Here is a 16,850-nt window from a genome sequence, read left to right on the forward strand (position 1 = left end):
TGAGATGACGACACTGAAATTTGCGGAAGGGCTGCGCGACCTCGTCAGCGACGTCGATGTGCTGCTCAGCGACATCTGGGGCGTCGTCCATAACGGCCTCGTCGCATTCCCCGACGCCTGCGCGGCACTGCGGAAGTTCCGCGACCAGGGCGGCACCGTTATCCTGATTACCAACGCGCCGCGTCCGGCGGATTCAGTACAGCGACAGTTGCGCAAGCTCGAGGTCGCCGACGACACCTATGATGCCATCGTCAGTTCGGGCGACCTGACGCGGAATTTTATCGCCGGCCATCCCGGCCAGAAGATCTTCTGGATCGGCCCCGAGCGCGACAGCGCGATCCATCGCGGCCTCGATGCTCCGTTGGTGCCGCTCGAACAGGCCGACTACATCGTCTGTACTGGATTGTTCGACGACGAAACCGAATCGGCGGAAAACTATCGCGCGATGCTGCTCAAGGCGCGCGAGCGCAAGCTCACGCTGATCTGCGCCAATCCCGACATCGTCGTCGAACGCGGCGACCGCCTGATCTACTGCGCGGGCGCCATCGCCGAACTCTATGCGGAACTCGGCGGCGAGGCGATTTTCTACGGCAAGCCGCACCAGCCGATCTACGAGCGCGCCATGACGCTGGCGACTGAGCGGCGGGGCCAGGCGGCTCCGCTCGGCCGGGTGCTCGCTATCGGAGACTCCGTGCGAACAGACCTCACCGGCGCGCATGGCTTTGGCATCGATTGCCTGTTCGTCGCGCGCGGCATTCACTCCGAGCAGTTCGAAGGTCTCGATCAGCTCGATCCTGCTTCGGTCAAGGAATTGTTCGGCCATCCGCCCCGCGCGCTAATGCGCGAGCTCAAGTGGTGACACGTCCGCTCCCCGGACGCTGCGCAGCGCATCAGCGGTGCGCTAGTGTCCCGGTTCTGACATTCGCATCTTGTCGCGGAGAATTCGTTTGCGAATGTCAGAACCAAAGGGACACTAGTAATAATTAGATTCTAGTGCGGTTTTGGATTTGACATTCGCTATTCGAGGACTCGCGGCAGCACAGAAGCGAATGTCAAATCCACCGCACAAGTGATCCGCGGTCCATGAAATCTAGCGATTGAAGTGAACAAGATGGGTCCCGGCTCAGCGCCGCGTCATTGCATGATGCGTCGCGTCCGGGACACAAACGGCCGGTTCAGGCGTTCGCGAGATCCGGGAACACCGCCTCGATCTTGGTCTTCAAGGTGGCGGCGTTGAACGGCTTGACGATGTAATTGTTCACGCCGGCCTTCTTGGCCGCAATCACGTTCTCGGTCTTGGACTCGGCCGTGATCATGATGAAGGGCGTGGTGGCGAGATTGGGGTCGGCACGAACTTCCCGCAGCAGGTCGTAGCCGGTCATCGGCTCCATGTTCCAGTCGGAGATAACCAGGCCATATTTCTTGGCGCGCATCTTGTTGAGCGCGGCCGATCCGTCGGCGGCGTCATCGATATTCTCGAAACCGAGCTGCTTGAGGAGATTTCTGATGATGCGAATCATGGTGTTGTAGTCGTCCACCACCAGAACCGACATCGATAAATCCACCGCCATCTTCAAATCCCCTGAGCAACACACGAACGCTGCCGGGCCAAAATGGGCCCCGCAATCCAGCCCAAGGACTATCATCAGCCGTTAAACAGCCCGTTAACCGACGCCCGCTTGCCGGCCCTTAAACATCCCGAAAAGCCCCTCAGAGGCGGCTTGACTTCGTGCTCCGCCCCAAGCCACGGTCCGCCGCGAAAACTCAGCTAAGACTTTGTAAATGGCCTCCGATTTTACCGTGATCCGCGATAGCAGCCCGCCCGCTTCCATTCCGAAGGGAATGGTCGTGGCGATGGGCAATTTCGATGGCGTCCACCTCGGCCATCGCGCCGTCATTGATGCGGCCCTTCGCATGGGGCTTGCCCATCGCAAGCCGGCTTTCGCGGTCACCTTCGAACCCCACCCGCGGAGCTATTTCAGCCCGAACAGCCCCCAGTTCCGCCTCACTGGCGAGGCCGCAAAACTCCGCCTGCTGGCCGCGACCGGTCTTGCCGGCGCCGTGGTGATGACCTTCGACAAACACCGCGCCGAGACGACGGCGCAAGATTTCATTCACCATGATCTGATCGAACGGCTCGGCATCAGCGGCATCGCGGTCGGCTACGATTTTCATTTCGGCAAGGGCCGGGTCGGCTCGCCGAGCCTGCTGGTCGCGGAGGCGCCGCGGCTCGGCATCGAGGTCGACGTCCAGGCGCATGTCGACATCGCCGAGCGGCCGGTCTCTTCCAGCGTCATCCGCATGGCGCTGGCTGAAGGGCAGATCGACGAGGCGACCGCGATGCTGGGTGGCCCCTGGTTCGTCAACGGCGAAGTCATCCACGGCGAGAAACGCGGCCGCGACCTCGGCTTTCCCACCGCCAATATCCGGCTCGACAAGAATTGCAGCCTCAAGCACGGCATCTATGCGGTGCGGGTCGGCCTTGGCGAGGCGCGTATCGACGGGGTTGCCAGCTTCGGCCGCCGCCCGACCTTCGACAATGGCGCGCCGCTGCTGGAAGTTTTTCTGTTCGATTTCAAGGGCGACCTCTATGGCCGGCACCTCGACGTCGCCTTCATCGCCTTCCTTCGCGACGAATTGAGGTTCGACCATATCGACGCGCTGGTCCGCCAGATGAACGAAGACAGCCGGCTTGCCCGGGAAAAGCTGGCGGCTTCGCCCGATGCCTTCCCCCGATTGGGGTCGCCGGCCGGCATTTGAGAGGCTTTGCGATTGCGCCTCCCCCTGCTATGGAAGGCCATGTTTGCGCGGCGCACCATCGGCATTAGCGGCCCGGCTTCCGCCTGAGCTTTGAAGCTCGGCAGAGGACCGGGATTTGTCGTCCTTCCGCCATCCGCCCCCTCTTCGACCGCGTACCCGAGCTCCCATGTCCGAAAAGCCGCAAAAGTCAGACGCATCAGACTATTCAAAAACCTTGTTCCTGCCGGAAACGGAATTTCCGATGCGCGCCGGGCTGCCGCAGCGCGAGCCGGAAATCCTGAAAAGCTGGAACAGGATCGGCCTCTACGAGCGCTTGCGCGAGACGTCTCAAGGGCGGGCTAAATTCGTCCTTCATGACGGCCCGCCCTACGCCAACGGCAATATCCATATCGGGCACGCGCTCAACAAGATCCTGAAAGACGTCGTAACCAAGAGCCAGCAGATGCTGGGCTTCGATTCCAACTACGTGCCGGGCTGGGACTGTCACGGCCTGCCCATCGAGTGGAAGATCGAAGAAGAAAACTACCGCTCCAAGGGCAAGGCCAAGCCGGACTTCCGCGACTCCGCGGCGATGGTGGCGTTCCGCAAGGAATGCCGGGCCTATGCCACGCACTGGCTCGACGTGCAGCGCGAGGAATTCAAGCGGCTCGGCATCATCGGTGACTGGGACCACCCCTACGCCACCATGAGCTATCCGGCCGAAGCGCAGATCGCGCGCGAGCTGATGAAGTTCGCCGCCAACGGCACGCTCTATCGCGGCTCCAAGCCGGTGATGTGGAGCGTGGTGGAGAAGACCGCGCTCGCCGAAGCCGAGGTCGAATACGAGGACTACACCTCCGATACCGTGTGGGTGAAATTCCCGGTCACTTCACCGGCCCATGGGGCGCTTGCTGGCGCCAGCATCGTGATCTGGACCACGACACCCTGGACGCTCCCGGGCAACCGCGCGATCAGCTTCTCGCCCAAGATCGCCTATGGCCTCTACAAGGTCACGGATGCACCGGCCGACAACTGGGCCAGGAACGGCGACCTTCTGATTTTGGCGGATGCGCTCGCCGAAAGCGTGTTCAAGCAGGCGCGCGTCACGGCTTACGAGAAAGTGCGGGACATTCCCGGCGATACGCTCGATGCGGTGGAATGCGCGCATCCGCTGAAGGGCCTCGACGGCGGATATCAATTTATCGTTCCGCTGCTGTCGGGCGATCACGTCACCGACGACACCGGCACCGGCTTCGTCCACACCGCGCCGGGCCATGGCCGCGAGGACTTCGACGTCTGGACGGCGAGCGCGCGCGAACTGGAAGCGCGCGGCATCAACACCACCATTCCCTATACCGTCGACGAGAACGGTGCGCTGACGGCGCAGGCTCCCGGCTTCACCGGCAAGCGCGTGATCAACGACAAGGGCGAAAAGGGCGACGCCAACGAAGCCGTCATCAAGGCGCTGGTCGAGAAGGGCATGCTGCTGGCGCGCGGACGGCTGAAGCACCAGTACCCACATTCCTGGCGCTCGAAGAAGCCGGTGATCTTCCGCAACACGCCGCAATGGTTCATCGCGATGGACAAGGACATCGTCCAGAACGGCAAGGCAAAACCCGGCGACACCTTGCGCGCCCGCGCATTGCAGGCGATTTCCGTCACCCAGTGGGTGCCGCCGGCGGGGCAGAACCGCATCAACGGCATGATCGTCAACCGCCCGGACTGGGTGATCTCGCGCCAGCGCGCCTGGGGCGTGCCGATCGCCGTGTTTATTCGCGAAAAGAGCGACGGCTCAGCAGAAATCCTGCAAGACGAGTTCGTCAATCAGCGGATCTGCGAGGCCTTCATAGAAGAAGGCGCGGATGCCTGGTATCGCGACGGCGCACGCGAACGATTCCTTGGGTCTCGCGCCAGCGAAGACTGGAAGAAGATCGACGACATTCTTGACGTCTGGTTCGATTCCGGCTCGACGCACGCCTTTGTCCTGGAAGATCGCCAGAACTTTCCCACTCTCGGCCACATCGTCCGCAAGATCGACGGCGGTCAGGATACCGTGATGTATCTCGAAGGAAGTGACCAGCACCGCGGCTGGTTTCATTCCTCGCTGCTGGAAAGCTCCGGCACCCGCGGCCGCGCGCCGTTCGACGTGGTGCTGACGCACGGCTTCACGCTCGACGAGAACGGCCGCAAGATGTCGAAGTCGCTCGGCAACACCGTCGAGCCGCAAAAGGTGATCGCGCAATCCGGCGCCGACATCCTGCGGCTGTGGGTTTGCGCCACCGACTATGCCGACGACCAGCGCATCGGCCCCGAAATCCTCAAAAACACCATCGAGACATATCGCAAGCTGCGCAACACCATCCGCTGGATGCTTGGCACGCTGCATCACTTCAAGCCGTCGGACGCGGTTGCGTATGACGATATGCCCGAGCTCGAGCGGCTGATGCTGCATCGGCTAAGCGAGATCGATACCGTCGTGCGCGAGGCTTACGCGGCCTTCGACTACAAGACGGTGGTGGCGTCGCTGACCCATTTCATGAACACGGATCTGTCGGCGTTCTATTTCGATATCCGCAAAGACGTTCTCTATTGCGACCCGCCGTCGTCGACGACCCGGAAAGCGGCGCTGACCACGGTCGACATCATTTGCGATGCGATCCTGAAATGGCTGGCGCCGGTCACAAGCTTCACCGCCGACGAGGCCTGGTTCATGTACCGGCCGGACGGATCGCCTTCGGTGCATTTGCTCACCTTCCCGAATGATCTGGCCGGCTTCCGCGACGACGCGCTGGCGGCGAAATGGGAGACCATCCGCGACGTGCGCCGCGTCGTGACCGGCGCACTGGAGCTGGAACGCGCCGCCAAACGCATCGGCTCCTCGCTTGAGGCCTCGCCACTGGTCTATGTGGCCGACAAGGCTGTTTTCGCCACCCTGTTCGATATTGACCTCGCGGAAGTCTGCATCACCTCGAACGCGATGGTCACCAACGAGGAAGCGCCGGCAGGCGCCTTCCGGCTGAACGACGTGCCCAATGTGGCCGCCGTCGTTGAAAAGGCTGTGGGGCGCAAGTGTGCGCGGTCGTGGAAGATCCTGCCGACCGTCGGCGACGACGCCGAATACCCCGACGTGTCGCCGCGCGACGCCATTGCGTTACGCGAATGGAAGGCGTTGGGAGTGACGCCTTGAGCCAGCATCTGCGCCTCGGCGTAATCGCAGCCGCGATTACGCTTGTGCTCGATCAGGCTTCCAAGTTCTGGCTGGTCAGGGTGTTCGACATCGCGCAGCGCGGCACTGTCAGGCTCACACCGTTCTTTGATCTGGTGCTCGCCTGGAATCAGGGCATCAGCTTCGGCTGGTTTCAAAACGATGGCCCGACGTCCCAAATCGTCCTGATGGCGATCAAGGTGGTGGCGGTCGTGGTCCTGGGCGTCTGGATGGCCCGATCGCATACCGCCTTGGCGACGTTGGCGCTCGGCCTCATCATCGGCGGAGCGATTGGCAACGGCATCGACCGCCTGGCCTATGGCGCGGTGGTCGATTTCGCCCTCTTTCACGTCCGAATCGGCGAAAATACCTTTAACTGGTACGTGTTTAACTTGGCGGACGTGGCGATTGTTGCCGGGGTGGCAGCACTATTGTATGACTCGTTCTGGGGAGTACCCGCCGCAAAAGCGCCCTGATCCGGCTAATAGTAGCCGTGGAGCGTGAGGCTTTTGCAGGCCCCGACCCTGGCCCAAGGGCTTGGATGATAACGCGATTTTTTGACGGGAAAGCGCGATGCATAAGACGGAAGCTAGCGGTTTGATCGGACGGACCCTCGGTCTTGCGGTCCTCTCGGTGAGTCTCGGCCTTGCTGTCACCGCCGGCACGGCGCGTGCGGAGGACAACGACGGCAGGACCATGTCGGAGAAGATCTCGGACGGCTTCTACGGCATGATCCGCGGCACCAACATGGACAACCGCGGCATCGACTATCGCGAGCGTTCGCCGCTGGTGGTGCCGCCGACCCTCGATCTGCCACCGCCGGCCAAATCATCGGGTGACGCGCAAATCGCGAACTGGCCCAAGGATCCTGACGAGCGTGCGCGCAAGGCCGTTATCGCGGCCAAGAAGAAGAATGCACCGCCCGTGGCCCGCGTTCAGGTTACCGCCAATGGCGGTCAGGCCCCCCAGGCGATCAACATTGCTCCTCCGGTCGAAGAGGCTCCGGTCCCCGGCACGACGCGACCGGCCTACGCAAGCGACCGCAACGGCACGGCAACGACCGACCCGGTCTACGACAAGCCTGGCGATCTCTTCACCGGCGGCGCATCGGACTTGGCCGACAAGATCGGTCTCGGCGGCGACTGGTTCGGCAACAAGAAATCCGCAGCACCATTGGAGCCTGGCACAGAACCAGCGCGCGAAGCCCTGACGCAGCCGCCACTCGGCTACCAGACGCCAGCGGCCGGCTATGCCTATGGCGAACAGAAAAAGAGCGTCTGGGATGGCACGGCGAATCCGGACAAGAACCCGCTGGCCCAGTCGTCCAGCGCATCGAGCGTCGTTCACTGAAGTCTGAAGTCCGGTTGCGTTCTGATTTCCCGACCTGAATGGGTCGCCGCATAGCGGCGGCCCAGGCTCAAGCGATAAGGATTCCCGGTGGAGTGTTGCACTTTCGCTTTTGGGGCTTGCTGTCGAACCGGTGGCAAGCGCCTCCTCTCCGCCGCGCTTCCAGACCGCTCATGAAAATATCGGCGAGATTGCACTCCTTGCTGTTCGCCGGCCTGCTTGCCGGGCTCACTGTCTCCTCCACGATCGCGCCGGCCCAGACGACAGCCCCGGCCACCTTCACCCTCGCCAACGGACTGCAGGTCGTGGTGATTCCGGATCACCGCACGCCCGTCGTCACGCAGATGATCTGGTACAAGGTCGGCTCGGCCGACGAGACATCAGGCAAGTCCGGCCTGGCGCACTTTCTTGAACACCTGATGTTCAAGGGCACGAGCAAGCATCCAGCCGGCGAGTTTTCGCAAACCGTGCTGCGGGGCGGCGGCAACGAGAACGCCTTCACTTCTTCCGACTATACCGGGTACTTCCAGCGTGTGCCGCGCGAGCAACTCGGCAGCATGATGGAGTTCGAGGCCGACCGCATGACCGGCCTTGTGCTGAAGGACGAAAACGTGCTGCCCGAGCGCGACGTGGTGCTCGAGGAATTCAACATGCGGGTTGCCAACAATCCCGAAGCGCGGCTCACCGAGCAGATCATGGCCGCGCTCTATCTCAACCACCCCTATGGCCGGCCGGTGATCGGCTGGCATCAGGAAATCGAGAAACTCGATCGCGAAGACGCGCTCGCCTTCTACCGGCGTTTCTATGCGCCCAATAACGCCATTCTGATAATTGCCGGCGACATCGAGGCGGACGAGGTCCGTCCGATGGCGGAGCGGACATTCGGCGTCGTCGCCGCGCAGCCCGCAATCCCGCCCAAGCGTATTCGTCCGCAGGAACCCGAACCAGCCGCGCCGCGCACCGTGACCTTGTCCGATCCGCGTGTCGAGCAACCGGGCTTGCGGCGCTACTATCTGGTCCCGTCTGCCGCCACGGCGGCTGCCGGCGAGAGCGCAGCGTTTGACGTGCTGGCGCAATTGATGGGCGGCGGCAGCAACTCCTATCTCTATCGCCGGCTGGTGATCGACCGGCCACTGGCGGTGAGCGCCGGCGCCGCCTACCAGGGCGCGGCACTCGACGCGACGCAATTTACGATATCGGCCTCGCCGCGGCCCGGCGTGACGTTCGCCCAGGTCGAGCAGGTGATCGACGACGTGATCGCCGACATCGCCCAGAACGGAGTTCGCGCCGAAGACCTCGAGCGGGTCAAAACCCAGTTGATCGCCGAGACGGTCTACGCCCAGGACAACCAGGCGACCCTGGCCCGCTGGTACGGCGGGGCGATGACGACCGGGCTCAGCATCGAAGACATCAGGAACTGGCCCGAGCGTATTCGCGCCGTCACCGCCGATCAGGTGCGCGCGGTCGTGCAGAAATGGTTCGACAAAAAGCGCTCGGTCACCGGCTATCTCATCAAGGATGCAACGCCCAAGCAGGTGGAGAAGCGGTCGTGATTTTTCTGAAGATCGGCGCCGCACGCTTGTGGTTCGCGCTTGGTGCCTGCTTGACGATTGCCGCAATCCCGGCGCCCTCGCAAGCCGCCGCCAAGATCCAGCACCTGATTTCGCCGGGCGGCATCGAAGCCTGGTTCGTGCAGGACGCCACCGTTCCGCTCGTCGCCATGGAATTCGCCATGGATGGCGGCGCGGCGCAGGATCCCGACGGCAAGGCCGGCACCGGCAACATGGTCGCCGACCTGATCGACGAGGGTTCGGGCGATCTGGACTCGCGCGCCTTTCATGAACATCTCGACCGGCGCGCGATCGAGCTGAGTTTCAGCGTCACGCGGGATTATTTCCGCGGCTCCATGCGCACGCTCAAGGACAACAAGGACGAGGCCTTCGAGCTGCTGCGGATGTCGCTGACCTCGCCGCATTTCGACAGTGCCGACGTCGAACGTATCCGCACCCAGCTCATCTCTGGCCTGAAGCGCGAGACCTCGAACCCGGGGTCGCTCGCCAGCCGCAAATTCCTTGAGATCGCCTATGGTGACCACCCGTACGGGCGCGCCAGCGGCGGCACGCTGGAAAGCGTTCCGAACATCGCGATCGCCGACCTGAAAGACTATGTCGGCCGCGTGCTGACCAAGGAACATCTGAAGATCTCGGTGGTCGGCGACATCGATGCCGCTTCGCTCGGCGCGTTGCTCGATCGCACCTTCGGCGGACTGCCCGCAAAATCAAACCTCGCGCCAGTACCCGACATCACGGCCACCAGGCCGCCGCAGCGCGAATTCATTGCGCTCGACGTCCCGCAAACCGTAGTGACCTTCGGTGGCCCCGGCATCCGGCGCAACGATTCGAATTTCATGGCGGCCTATGTCGTCAATCACATTCTCGGCGGCGGATCGGGATCGCGGCTCTATCGCGAGGTTCGCGAAAAGCGCGGCCTTGCCTATTCGATCTCGGACTCGCTGGTCTGGATGAACCACTCTGCCCTGTTCGTCGGCTCGACCGGAACGAGGGCTGATCGCGCGGGCGAGACGGTCGAGGCCCTGACCAGCGAAGTCCGCCGCATGGCGCAAGATGGCCCGACCCAGCAGGAACTGGACGAGGCCAAGTCCTACCTGAAGGGCTCGCGGCTGCTCTCGCTTGATACGTCGGCGAAGCTGGCATCCGCCATGCTGCAATATCAACTCGATCACCTCTCGATCGACTATCTGGAGCGGCGCAACGCGCTGGTCGATGCGATCACGATCGAGGACGCCAAACAGGCCGCGCGCACCTTGTGGGGCGACGGCCTGCTGACGGTCGTCGTTGGCCGCGCGGCCGCGCAGCCGGTGGCCGCCGCGCCACTGAAAGCGAACTAGCTCTTCCCCGCGCCCGCGCAATTCACGCACAAAACCGCTATTGTCGGGCAAATCGCGATTCCGTTGTGGAATCGCTTGCCGCCCGGTGAAGTCATGCTGCGGATTGCCCGCGATCTATCGATCGACGAGAACGATCTCGATATTTCCTTCGTTCGGGCGTCGGGTCCGGGCGGGCAGAATGTCAACAAGCTCTCGACCGCCGTGCAATTGCGGTTCGACACCCGGCGGGTCACACTCCCCGAAGATGCCGCGTTGCGGCTCGCCCGGCTCGCCGGCCAGCGCATGACCAAGGACGGCGTGATCGTCATTCACGCGCAGCGCTTTCGTACCCAGGAACGCAATCGAAGCGACGCCATCGAGCGCCTCGTCGAGCTGTTGCGCGAGGCCATGATCCGCCCCATTCCACGGCGCGCCACCCGGCCGACGCTGGGGTCGAAAAAGCGCCGCCTCGAGGGCAAAAAGCGCCGCAGCGACATCAAGGCAAAACGCGGCTCGGCCCGCTTCGACGATTGAAGCAAAGCGTGGACTTCTCAGAAAGCGCCCTCCCGGAAGACAGCAAAAGCCTCTAAATTAGCGGTCATCCCACGAGTGAGCCCGAATGCCCGTCCGACAATTGCCCGAACAGGTCGTCAACCGCATCGCCGCGGGCGAAGTGGTGGAGCGGCCGGCGAGCGTGGTCAAGGAACTGGTTGAAAACGCCATTGATGCCGGCGCGAGCCGGATCGACATCTTCACCGACGGCGGCGGCCGGCGCAAAATCGCCATCACCGACGACGGCGGCGGCATGACCCGTTCCGATCTGGCCTTATCGGTCGAACGGCACGCGACCTCCAAGCTCGACGATGAGGACCTGCTGCGCATCCGCACGCTGGGGTTCCGCGGCGAGGCGCTGCCCTCGATCGGCGCGGTGGCCAGGCTCGGCATCGCCACCCGCCACGCCAGTGAACCGCACGCCTGGTCGTTGTCGGTGGAAGGCGGGGCAAAGTCGGAGGTCGGGCCCGCGGCCTTGTCGCAAGGTACGCGCGTCGAGGTGGCCGATCTTTTTTACGCGACGCCGGCGCGCCTGAAATTTCTCAAGACCGACCGCACCGAGGCCGAGGCGATCCGCGAAGTCGTTCGGCGATTGGCCATGGCGCGGCCCGACATCGCCTTTACGCTTGCCGGCGAAGAACGCAGCCCCGTCACCTGGGCCGCGGCGCTGCCGGGCGCACCCGGCCAGTTGACGCGGCTCGGTGATATTCTCGGCGCAGACTTTCGCACCCATGCGATCGACGTCCGCGCCGAACGCGACGGCGTCATCGTCGAAGGATTTGCCGCAAGTCCTTCGCTCACGCGCGCCAACGCGCTCGGCCAATATCTCTTCGTTAACGGACGGCCGGTGCGCGACAAGCTCATTCTCGGTGCGGTGCGCGCCGCCTACGCCGATTATTTGCCGCGCGACCGCCATCCTGTCGTGGCGCTGTTCGTGACGCTCGACGCACGCGAAGTCGACGCCAACGTTCATCCAGCCAAGACCGAGGTGCGCTTCCGCAACGCCGGCCTCGTGCGCGCCCTGATCGTGCACGCGCTCAAGGATGGCCTTGCGCGCGAAGGCAAACGCACGGCCGCCAACAGTGGCACTGCTGCGATCGAGGCGCTTCGTCCTGCGTTCACGCCAAGGCAGACGAATGGCGGGCAAGCAAATTGGGACTGGCGGCGCTCGCCGGCTTTCCCCGTCGGACCGTCATCGGGGTTCCAAACCGCCGCAGCGATGGCGCTTGCCGAGCCTGGTCAGGCAGCCTTCGACGTCGGCGCCCCGACGGCGGACGTCCGCTTCCAGGAACAGCCTGCGGCCGACCTGCTCGACCGGCCGCTCGGCGCGGCGCGGACACAGATTCACGAGACCTACATCGTCGCGCAGACCCGCGACGGCCTCATTGTCGTCGATCAGCACGCCGCGCATGAGCGCATCGTCTACGAGAAACTGAAAGCGTCGCTCGCAAAAAACGGCGTCCAGCGGCAAATCCTGTTGATTCCGGAAATCGTCGAAATGGACGAGGCCACGGTGGAGCAGTTGTTGGCGCGCGGCGACGAGCTCGCATCCTTCGGGCTCGCGATCGAATCCTTCGGACCCGGCGCGGTCGCGGTGCGCGAGACACCGTCGCTGCTTGGCAAGGCCAATGCCGGTGGGTTGCTGCGCGACCTCGCCGAGCACATGGCGGAATGGGATGAGGCCTTGCCGCTGGAACGCCGGCTGATGCATGTCGCGGCCACCATGGCCTGCCATGGCTCGGTGCGCGCCGGACGCCGCCTCAAACCGGAAGAGATGAACGCCCTGCTCCGCGAGATGGAAGACACGCCCAACTCCGGCCAATGCAATCACGGCCGCCCGACTTATGTGGAACTAAAGCTCGCCGACATCGAGAAGCTGTTCGGGCGGCGCTGAGATTCATTCGGCGCGCAAGAACACAAACTCGGTATCGTCATAGACGCGACGTTCCAGTTCCGAAAAACCTTCGGGAGCCTTGAAGCCGGCGGCCTTGGCCTCCTCGACCACAAGCAGCGCATTTGGCGTGAGCCAGCTGCCGTCGCGCAACGAAGCAAGCGCGGTTTCCGCAAGACCCTTGCCATAGGGCGGATCGAGAAAGACAAGCGCGAACGGCTCGACCGGGTGCGCCGGCCCAAGGTTCGTCGCGTCGCGACGATAGACTTTTGTGACACCACCGAGGCCAAGCGCCTCGACATTGTCGCGCATCAAAGCGCGCGCCTCCGCGCCATTGTCGACGAAGAGCGTGAACTTCGCGCCGCGCGAGACCGCCTCGATGCCGAGTGCGCCGGTACCGGCAAACAGGTCGAGCACGCGCGCATCTGAAATCGGATCGTCGTAGGCGTGGATCAGGATATTGAACAGCGACTCGCGCAGGCGATCCGCCGTAGGGCGAATGTCGCGCGAGGCCGGTGACGCGAGGTTGCGCCCCTTCAGCCTGCCGCCGACGACACGCATGACCTACTCATCCTGCGGCTTGAGATCGCGCTTGCCATGATAGCCGCGCTTGGGGCGGCGCGGCGGGCCGTAGCCGTTGGCTTCCTCTTCGTTACGTGCGCGAGCTTCCGCGCTGCCGGTGCGCCGCACCAGCACGCGGCGACCCTTGCTGTCGGCGATCAGCGCACTTTTACCTGCCGGCTTGAACGGCTTCTTGCCGCGCGGCGCGTCAACCGCTTCATCGGCAGGTTTTGCGGCCGCTTCGCCCGGCATTGGCCGGTTGAAATCGGCGCCGGCAAGGGCCGCGATCTTTTCGCCGAGTTGCTCGCGAAGCACGCGCGTCCTGACCTCCTCGACCGCGCCTTCGGCCAATTCCTGCAACTGGAAAGGACCGTAGGACACGCGGATCAACCGGTTCACCTCCAGCCCAAGATGCGCCATCACGTTGCGCACCTCGCGATTCTTGCCCTCGCGGATCGCGAACACCAACCAGACATTGGAACCCTGGTCGCGCTCCAGCGTCGCATCGATCGGCCCGTATTTGACGCCGTCAACCTCGACGCCTTTCTTCAGCTCGTCGAGCTGCGCCTGCGTCACCTCGCCATGGGCGCGGACGCGATAGCGCCGCAGCCAGCCGGTGTCGGGCAATTCGAGCGCACGCGCCAGCCCGCCATCGTTGGTCAGAAGCAACAAACCTTCGGTGTTGAAGTCGAGCCGGCCGACACTGATCAATCGCGGCAGGCCCTCCGGCAGATTGTCGAACACCGTCGGCCGCCCTTCGGGATCGGCGTGGGTCGTCATCAAACCGCGCGGCTTATGGAACAGAAACAACCGCGTGCGCTCGCGCGGCGGCAATGGCTTGCCGTCCACCGTGACGACATCGTTTTCGGTGACGTCGAGCGCGGGTGAATTGATGATGCGGCCGTTGACCGTGACACGCCCTTGCACAATCCATTCCTCGGCATCGCGGCGCGAGGCAAGCCCCGCGCGCGACACGACCTTGGCGATGCGCTCACCGGATTTCTTGATCTTTGGCGGACGCGCGGGCCGGCGCTCGTCGTTGTCGCGCTCGCGATAGGCGCCACGGCCGCCGAACGCCGGGCGTTTGGTAAAGATCCTGCGGTCGTCCTCGTTGTCGCGGCGGGGCCGATCGAAATCCCCGCGTGGCTCGCTGCGGGGATGCTCCTGCCAATCGGTGCGGCCTTCGGGGCGCCCAGAGTCACTGTTGCGATCCCGACGCGGACGGTCAAATTTTGGACGGTCTTCGCGCGGACGGTCGAACTTCGGACGCTCACGAAATGGACGCTCGCCTTCGGGCCGATCGTTGCGCGAACGGGAAAAACGCGGACGTTCATCGCCGCCTGGCGCGCCATCGCGGTCGCGCGGACGGTCGTAGCGCGGCTTGTCGAATTTTGGACGGTCGAAATTCCGCGCGCCCTCGCGGGAGGGACGCGAGTTGCGCTCCGCTCGATCCGGCGAGGCGGCATCCCGTTTCTGCCACGGTTTGACGTTGCCGCGGTCCCGGCCAAAATCCCTGTCGCGAGCCGGACGGTCGCCGAAATCCTTGCGGGGACCGCGATCACCGCGCGAAAACTTCTTGTCGCCGTCGAATTTTCTTTCGGGACGTCCGGCAAACGGTCGATCGCCACGCGGACGATCACCGTCCCGCGGTCGGGCATTGAACGGACGGTCGCCACGCGGACGATCACTATCCTTGCGGAACCCTTCACCACGCGGCGTGTAAGGCCGCTTCTCGCCGTCCTCGCGCGGAGCGTAAGGCTTCTTGAATTTCCGGTCCTGAAATCGCGTCGCCGGTCGCGCGTCATCGCCGCGACGGTCCGGGCGATCTCCGCGCGGTGCATATGGACGCTTGTCACCGCGATCCTCGCGCGGCCGGAACGAACGCTTCTCGCCGTCGCCACCGCGGGACGGCCGATCGCCAAACGGCCGATCGCCGCGACCACGCGGCGCATCGCGATCCTCGCGGCGCGGTGGCCGATCTTCACGGTTGCCTGCATAAGGACGCCGTTCACCGTCGGACTTGCCACCAAAGCCGCGCTTGGCAAATTTCTTCTCGGGCCCCCGAGCAACGCCCGAACGTCCCTTGCCACCTCCCTTGCGGTCGCGCGGGCCGCGGGAATCGTTGTTTTTATCGCTGTCGCGGGGCATGAAGGAGGCTCTTTTCGGGTATAGGAACGTTCACGCGCGATCTGAAAGACCGAGGCGCATTCTCACGCAAAGACGGTATCGACTTTTGCTGAAGGCGCACCTCTTAGCAGGTTTATTCTGATGATACGAGGCAAGATGGCGCCCTCTTTCATGGATTTGGCCCTCAAAGCAGCCGAAAACGCCGCAAAATCGGGCGAAGTTCCGATCGGATGCGTGATCGTCCGCGGCGACGAGGTGATCGCCAGCGCCGGCAACCGGACCCTGACCGACCGCGACCCGACGGCGCATGCCGAGATCCTGGCGATCCGGCAGGCCGCCAAAGCCGTCGGCAGCGAGCGGCTGACGGACTGCGACCTCTACGTCACCCTGGAGCCCTGCACCATGTGTACAGGCGCGATCTCGTTTGCGCGGATCCGCAGGCTCTACTTCGGCGCCGCCGACCCGAAAGGCGGCGCGGTGGAATCCGGCGTGCGCTTCTTCGCGCAACCGACCTGTCATCACGTGCCGGAAGTGTATTCCGGCGTCGGCGAGCAGGAAGCAGCTAACCTGCTGCGGGAGTTTTTCAAGGCGCGGCGTTGATTGAACTATCCCGCCAGGAAAAACTCCCGCAACAGCTTCGCCGTCACATCTGGATTTTCTTCCGTGAGGAAATGCCCGGAATCGACCGGCGAACCCGACACATTGGTCGCCCAGTTCTTCCAGGTGTCGAGCGGCGTCGCGGCCGCGCGCGCGATGCCGACATCGCCCCATAATGCCAGCATCGGGACCGTGATCTTCTTGGCCATGTCGCGATCGGCCTTGTCGATCTCGTAATCGGCGTAAGCGCCGGCGCGATAATCCTCGCACATCGCATGCACACGCGACGGATCGCGAAATGCCGCGAGATAATGTTCGAGCGCTCGCGGGTCGATCGCCTCCAGGGTCTTCGACTTGGTCTGGCTTGCCATCTTGAAGCGCAGGAAGAAATCGGGATTACCGCCGATCAGCGTTTCCGGCAGCGGATAGGCCTGCGCCAGAAACGTCCAGTGGTAGATCTTCAGCGCATACGGACGGTTGATGCGCTCCCAGTAATCATAGGTCGGCAGGATATCCAGCACCGCAAGCCGCGACAGCCGCCCGGGGTGATCGAGCGCGAGACGATAAGCAACGCGGCCACCGCGATCATGTCCGGCGAGTGCAAAATGCACATAGCCAAGCTGCTCCATCGCCTCGATGATGGTTTGCGCCATCGCGCGCTTGGTGTAAGGCGTGTGATCCTTGTCGCTTTCCGGCATATCGGACCAGCCGTATCCCGGCAGGTCGGCGATGATCAGCGTGAAGCGGTCGGCGAGTTGCGGCGCAACGCGGTGCCACATCACATGCGTTTCGGAAAAGCCGTGCAGCAGCAAGAGCGGCGGTCCCTTGCCGCCGACGCGGGCGAAGATGCGGCCCGAACTGGTATTGATCCACTTGGCATCAAAGCCGGGGAACAGGTCGGCAAGGTCAGACATCGTCGCGCACTCCACACTTGAACTTGGCAG

At 63.7% G+C, this 16,850-nt stretch carries 14 protein-coding genes; 10 read left to right on the top strand and 4 right to left on the bottom strand.

The features are described from left to right. The first annotated feature begins 4 nt into the window (after positions 1-4). Entirely contained in the window at positions 5-859 is an 855-nt protein-coding gene (locus tag BUA38_RS06340; RefSeq protein WP_072817183.1) for a TIGR01459 family HAD-type hydrolase, read from the top strand. Between the two features lie 316 nt (positions 860-1,175). On the opposite strand, the gene BUA38_RS06345 is transcribed toward BUA38_RS06340, so the two are convergent. After that, complete coding sequence (locus BUA38_RS06345; RefSeq protein ID WP_072817184.1) at positions 1,176-1,571, bottom strand: response regulator; 396 nt, start codon at positions 1,569-1,571, stop codon at positions 1,176-1,178. 211 nt (positions 1,572-1,782) lie between these two features. Between BUA38_RS06345 and BUA38_RS06350 the strand changes: the two genes are divergently transcribed. The 8 genes from BUA38_RS06350 (at position 1,783) to mutL (ending at position 12,624) form a co-directional block, all read left to right on the top strand. Next, complete coding sequence (locus tag BUA38_RS06350; RefSeq protein ID WP_072817185.1) at positions 1,783-2,760, top strand: bifunctional riboflavin kinase/FAD synthetase; 978 nt, start codon at positions 1,783-1,785, stop codon at positions 2,758-2,760. Positions 2,761-2,926: 166 nt separating this feature from the next. Further along, positions 2,927-5,926 (top strand): isoleucine--tRNA ligase, encoded by a 3,000-nt coding sequence (gene ileS, locus BUA38_RS06355; protein ID WP_072817186.1) that lies wholly within the window; start codon positions 2,927-2,929, stop codon positions 5,924-5,926. Next, positions 5,899-6,420: a signal peptidase II gene (gene lspA, locus BUA38_RS06360; protein WP_072825885.1), complete on the top strand. Its 522-nt coding sequence runs from the start codon at positions 5,899-5,901 to the stop codon at positions 6,418-6,420. The genes ileS and lspA overlap by 28 nt, the downstream gene beginning before the upstream one ends. A gap of 97 nt (positions 6,421-6,517) precedes the next feature. Continuing rightward, the gene (locus tag BUA38_RS06365; protein WP_072817187.1) at positions 6,518-7,294 is read left to right on the top strand and encodes a hypothetical protein; all 777 of its coding nucleotides are present in this window, start codon (positions 6,518-6,520) and stop codon (positions 7,292-7,294) included. Positions 7,295-7,464: 170 nt separating this feature from the next. After that, on the top strand, positions 7,465-8,844 hold the full coding sequence (locus BUA38_RS06370; RefSeq protein WP_072817188.1) for a M16 family metallopeptidase: 1,380 nt from the start codon (positions 7,465-7,467) through the stop codon (positions 8,842-8,844). Next, entirely contained in the window at positions 8,841-10,199 is a 1,359-nt protein-coding gene (locus tag BUA38_RS06375) for a M16 family metallopeptidase (protein ID WP_072817189.1), read from the top strand. The genes BUA38_RS06370 and BUA38_RS06375 overlap by 4 nt, the downstream gene beginning before the upstream one ends. A 93-nt stretch (positions 10,200-10,292) precedes the next feature. Next, complete coding sequence (gene arfB / locus BUA38_RS06380) at positions 10,293-10,712, top strand: alternative ribosome rescue aminoacyl-tRNA hydrolase ArfB (RefSeq protein WP_072817190.1); 420 nt, start codon at positions 10,293-10,295, stop codon at positions 10,710-10,712. A gap of 85 nt (positions 10,713-10,797) precedes the next feature. Next, the gene (mutL, locus tag BUA38_RS06385) at positions 10,798-12,624 is read left to right on the top strand and encodes a DNA mismatch repair endonuclease MutL (protein ID WP_072817191.1); all 1,827 of its coding nucleotides are present in this window, start codon (positions 10,798-10,800) and stop codon (positions 12,622-12,624) included. A 3-nt stretch (positions 12,625-12,627) separates the two neighbouring features. On the opposite strand, the gene rsmD is transcribed toward mutL, so the two are convergent. After that, positions 12,628-13,182, bottom strand: coding sequence for a 16S rRNA (guanine(966)-N(2))-methyltransferase RsmD (gene rsmD, locus BUA38_RS06390; protein ID WP_072817192.1), 555 nt, complete (start codon positions 13,180-13,182; stop codon positions 12,628-12,630). Positions 13,183-13,185: 3 nt separating this feature from the next. Beyond that, positions 13,186-15,330 (bottom strand): pseudouridine synthase, encoded by a 2,145-nt coding sequence (locus tag BUA38_RS06395; RefSeq protein ID WP_072817193.1) that lies wholly within the window; start codon positions 15,328-15,330, stop codon positions 13,186-13,188. A 120-nt stretch (positions 15,331-15,450) separates the two neighbouring features. Between BUA38_RS06395 and BUA38_RS06400 the strand changes: the two genes are divergently transcribed. Continuing rightward, the gene (locus BUA38_RS06400; protein WP_072817194.1) at positions 15,451-15,909 is read left to right on the top strand and encodes a nucleoside deaminase; all 459 of its coding nucleotides are present in this window, start codon (positions 15,451-15,453) and stop codon (positions 15,907-15,909) included. 5 nt (positions 15,910-15,914) lie between these two features. On the opposite strand, the gene BUA38_RS06405 is transcribed toward BUA38_RS06400, so the two are convergent. Further along, positions 15,915-16,820, bottom strand: coding sequence for an alpha/beta fold hydrolase (locus BUA38_RS06405; RefSeq protein ID WP_072817195.1), 906 nt, complete (start codon positions 16,818-16,820; stop codon positions 15,915-15,917). Positions 16,821-16,850: the final 30 nt, after the last annotated feature.

Origin of the sequence: Bradyrhizobium erythrophlei, assembly GCF_900142985.1 — a bacterium.
In the GTDB taxonomy this organism is placed as follows: Bacteria; Pseudomonadota; Alphaproteobacteria; order Rhizobiales; family Xanthobacteraceae; genus Bradyrhizobium; species Bradyrhizobium erythrophlei_B.

What these genes read in the sequence shown, in the direction of transcription:
- BUA38_RS06340 (WP_072817183.1), top strand. Translation starts at nt 5, where the DNA reads ATGACGACACTGAAATTTGCGGAAGGGCTGCGCGACCTCGTCAGCGAC.
- BUA38_RS06345 (WP_072817184.1), bottom strand. Translation starts at nt 1,571, where the DNA reads ATGGCGGTGGATTTATCGATGTCGGTTCTGGTGGTGGACGACTACAAC.
- BUA38_RS06350 (WP_072817185.1), top strand. Translation starts at nt 1,783, where the DNA reads ATGGCCTCCGATTTTACCGTGATCCGCGATAGCAGCCCGCCCGCTTCC.
- ileS (WP_072817186.1), top strand. Translation starts at nt 2,927, where the DNA reads ATGTCCGAAAAGCCGCAAAAGTCAGACGCATCAGACTATTCAAAAACC.
- lspA (WP_072825885.1), top strand. Translation starts at nt 5,899, where the DNA reads ATGGAAGGCGTTGGGAGTGACGCCTTGAGCCAGCATCTGCGCCTCGGC.
- BUA38_RS06365 (WP_072817187.1), top strand. Translation starts at nt 6,518, where the DNA reads ATGCATAAGACGGAAGCTAGCGGTTTGATCGGACGGACCCTCGGTCTT.
- BUA38_RS06370 (WP_072817188.1), top strand. Translation starts at nt 7,465, where the DNA reads ATGAAAATATCGGCGAGATTGCACTCCTTGCTGTTCGCCGGCCTGCTT.
- arfB (WP_072817190.1), top strand. Translation starts at nt 10,293, where the DNA reads ATGCTGCGGATTGCCCGCGATCTATCGATCGACGAGAACGATCTCGAT.
- mutL (WP_072817191.1), top strand. Translation starts at nt 10,798, where the DNA reads ATGCCCGTCCGACAATTGCCCGAACAGGTCGTCAACCGCATCGCCGCG.
- rsmD (WP_072817192.1), bottom strand. Translation starts at nt 13,182, where the DNA reads ATGCGTGTCGTCGGCGGCAGGCTGAAGGGGCGCAACCTCGCGTCACCG.
- BUA38_RS06395 (WP_072817193.1), bottom strand. Translation starts at nt 15,330, where the DNA reads ATGCCCCGCGACAGCGATAAAAACAACGATTCCCGCGGCCCGCGCGAC.
- BUA38_RS06400 (WP_072817194.1), top strand. Translation starts at nt 15,451, where the DNA reads ATGATACGAGGCAAGATGGCGCCCTCTTTCATGGATTTGGCCCTCAAA.
- BUA38_RS06405 (WP_072817195.1), bottom strand. Translation starts at nt 16,820, where the DNA reads ATGTCTGACCTTGCCGACCTGTTCCCCGGCTTTGATGCCAAGTGGATC.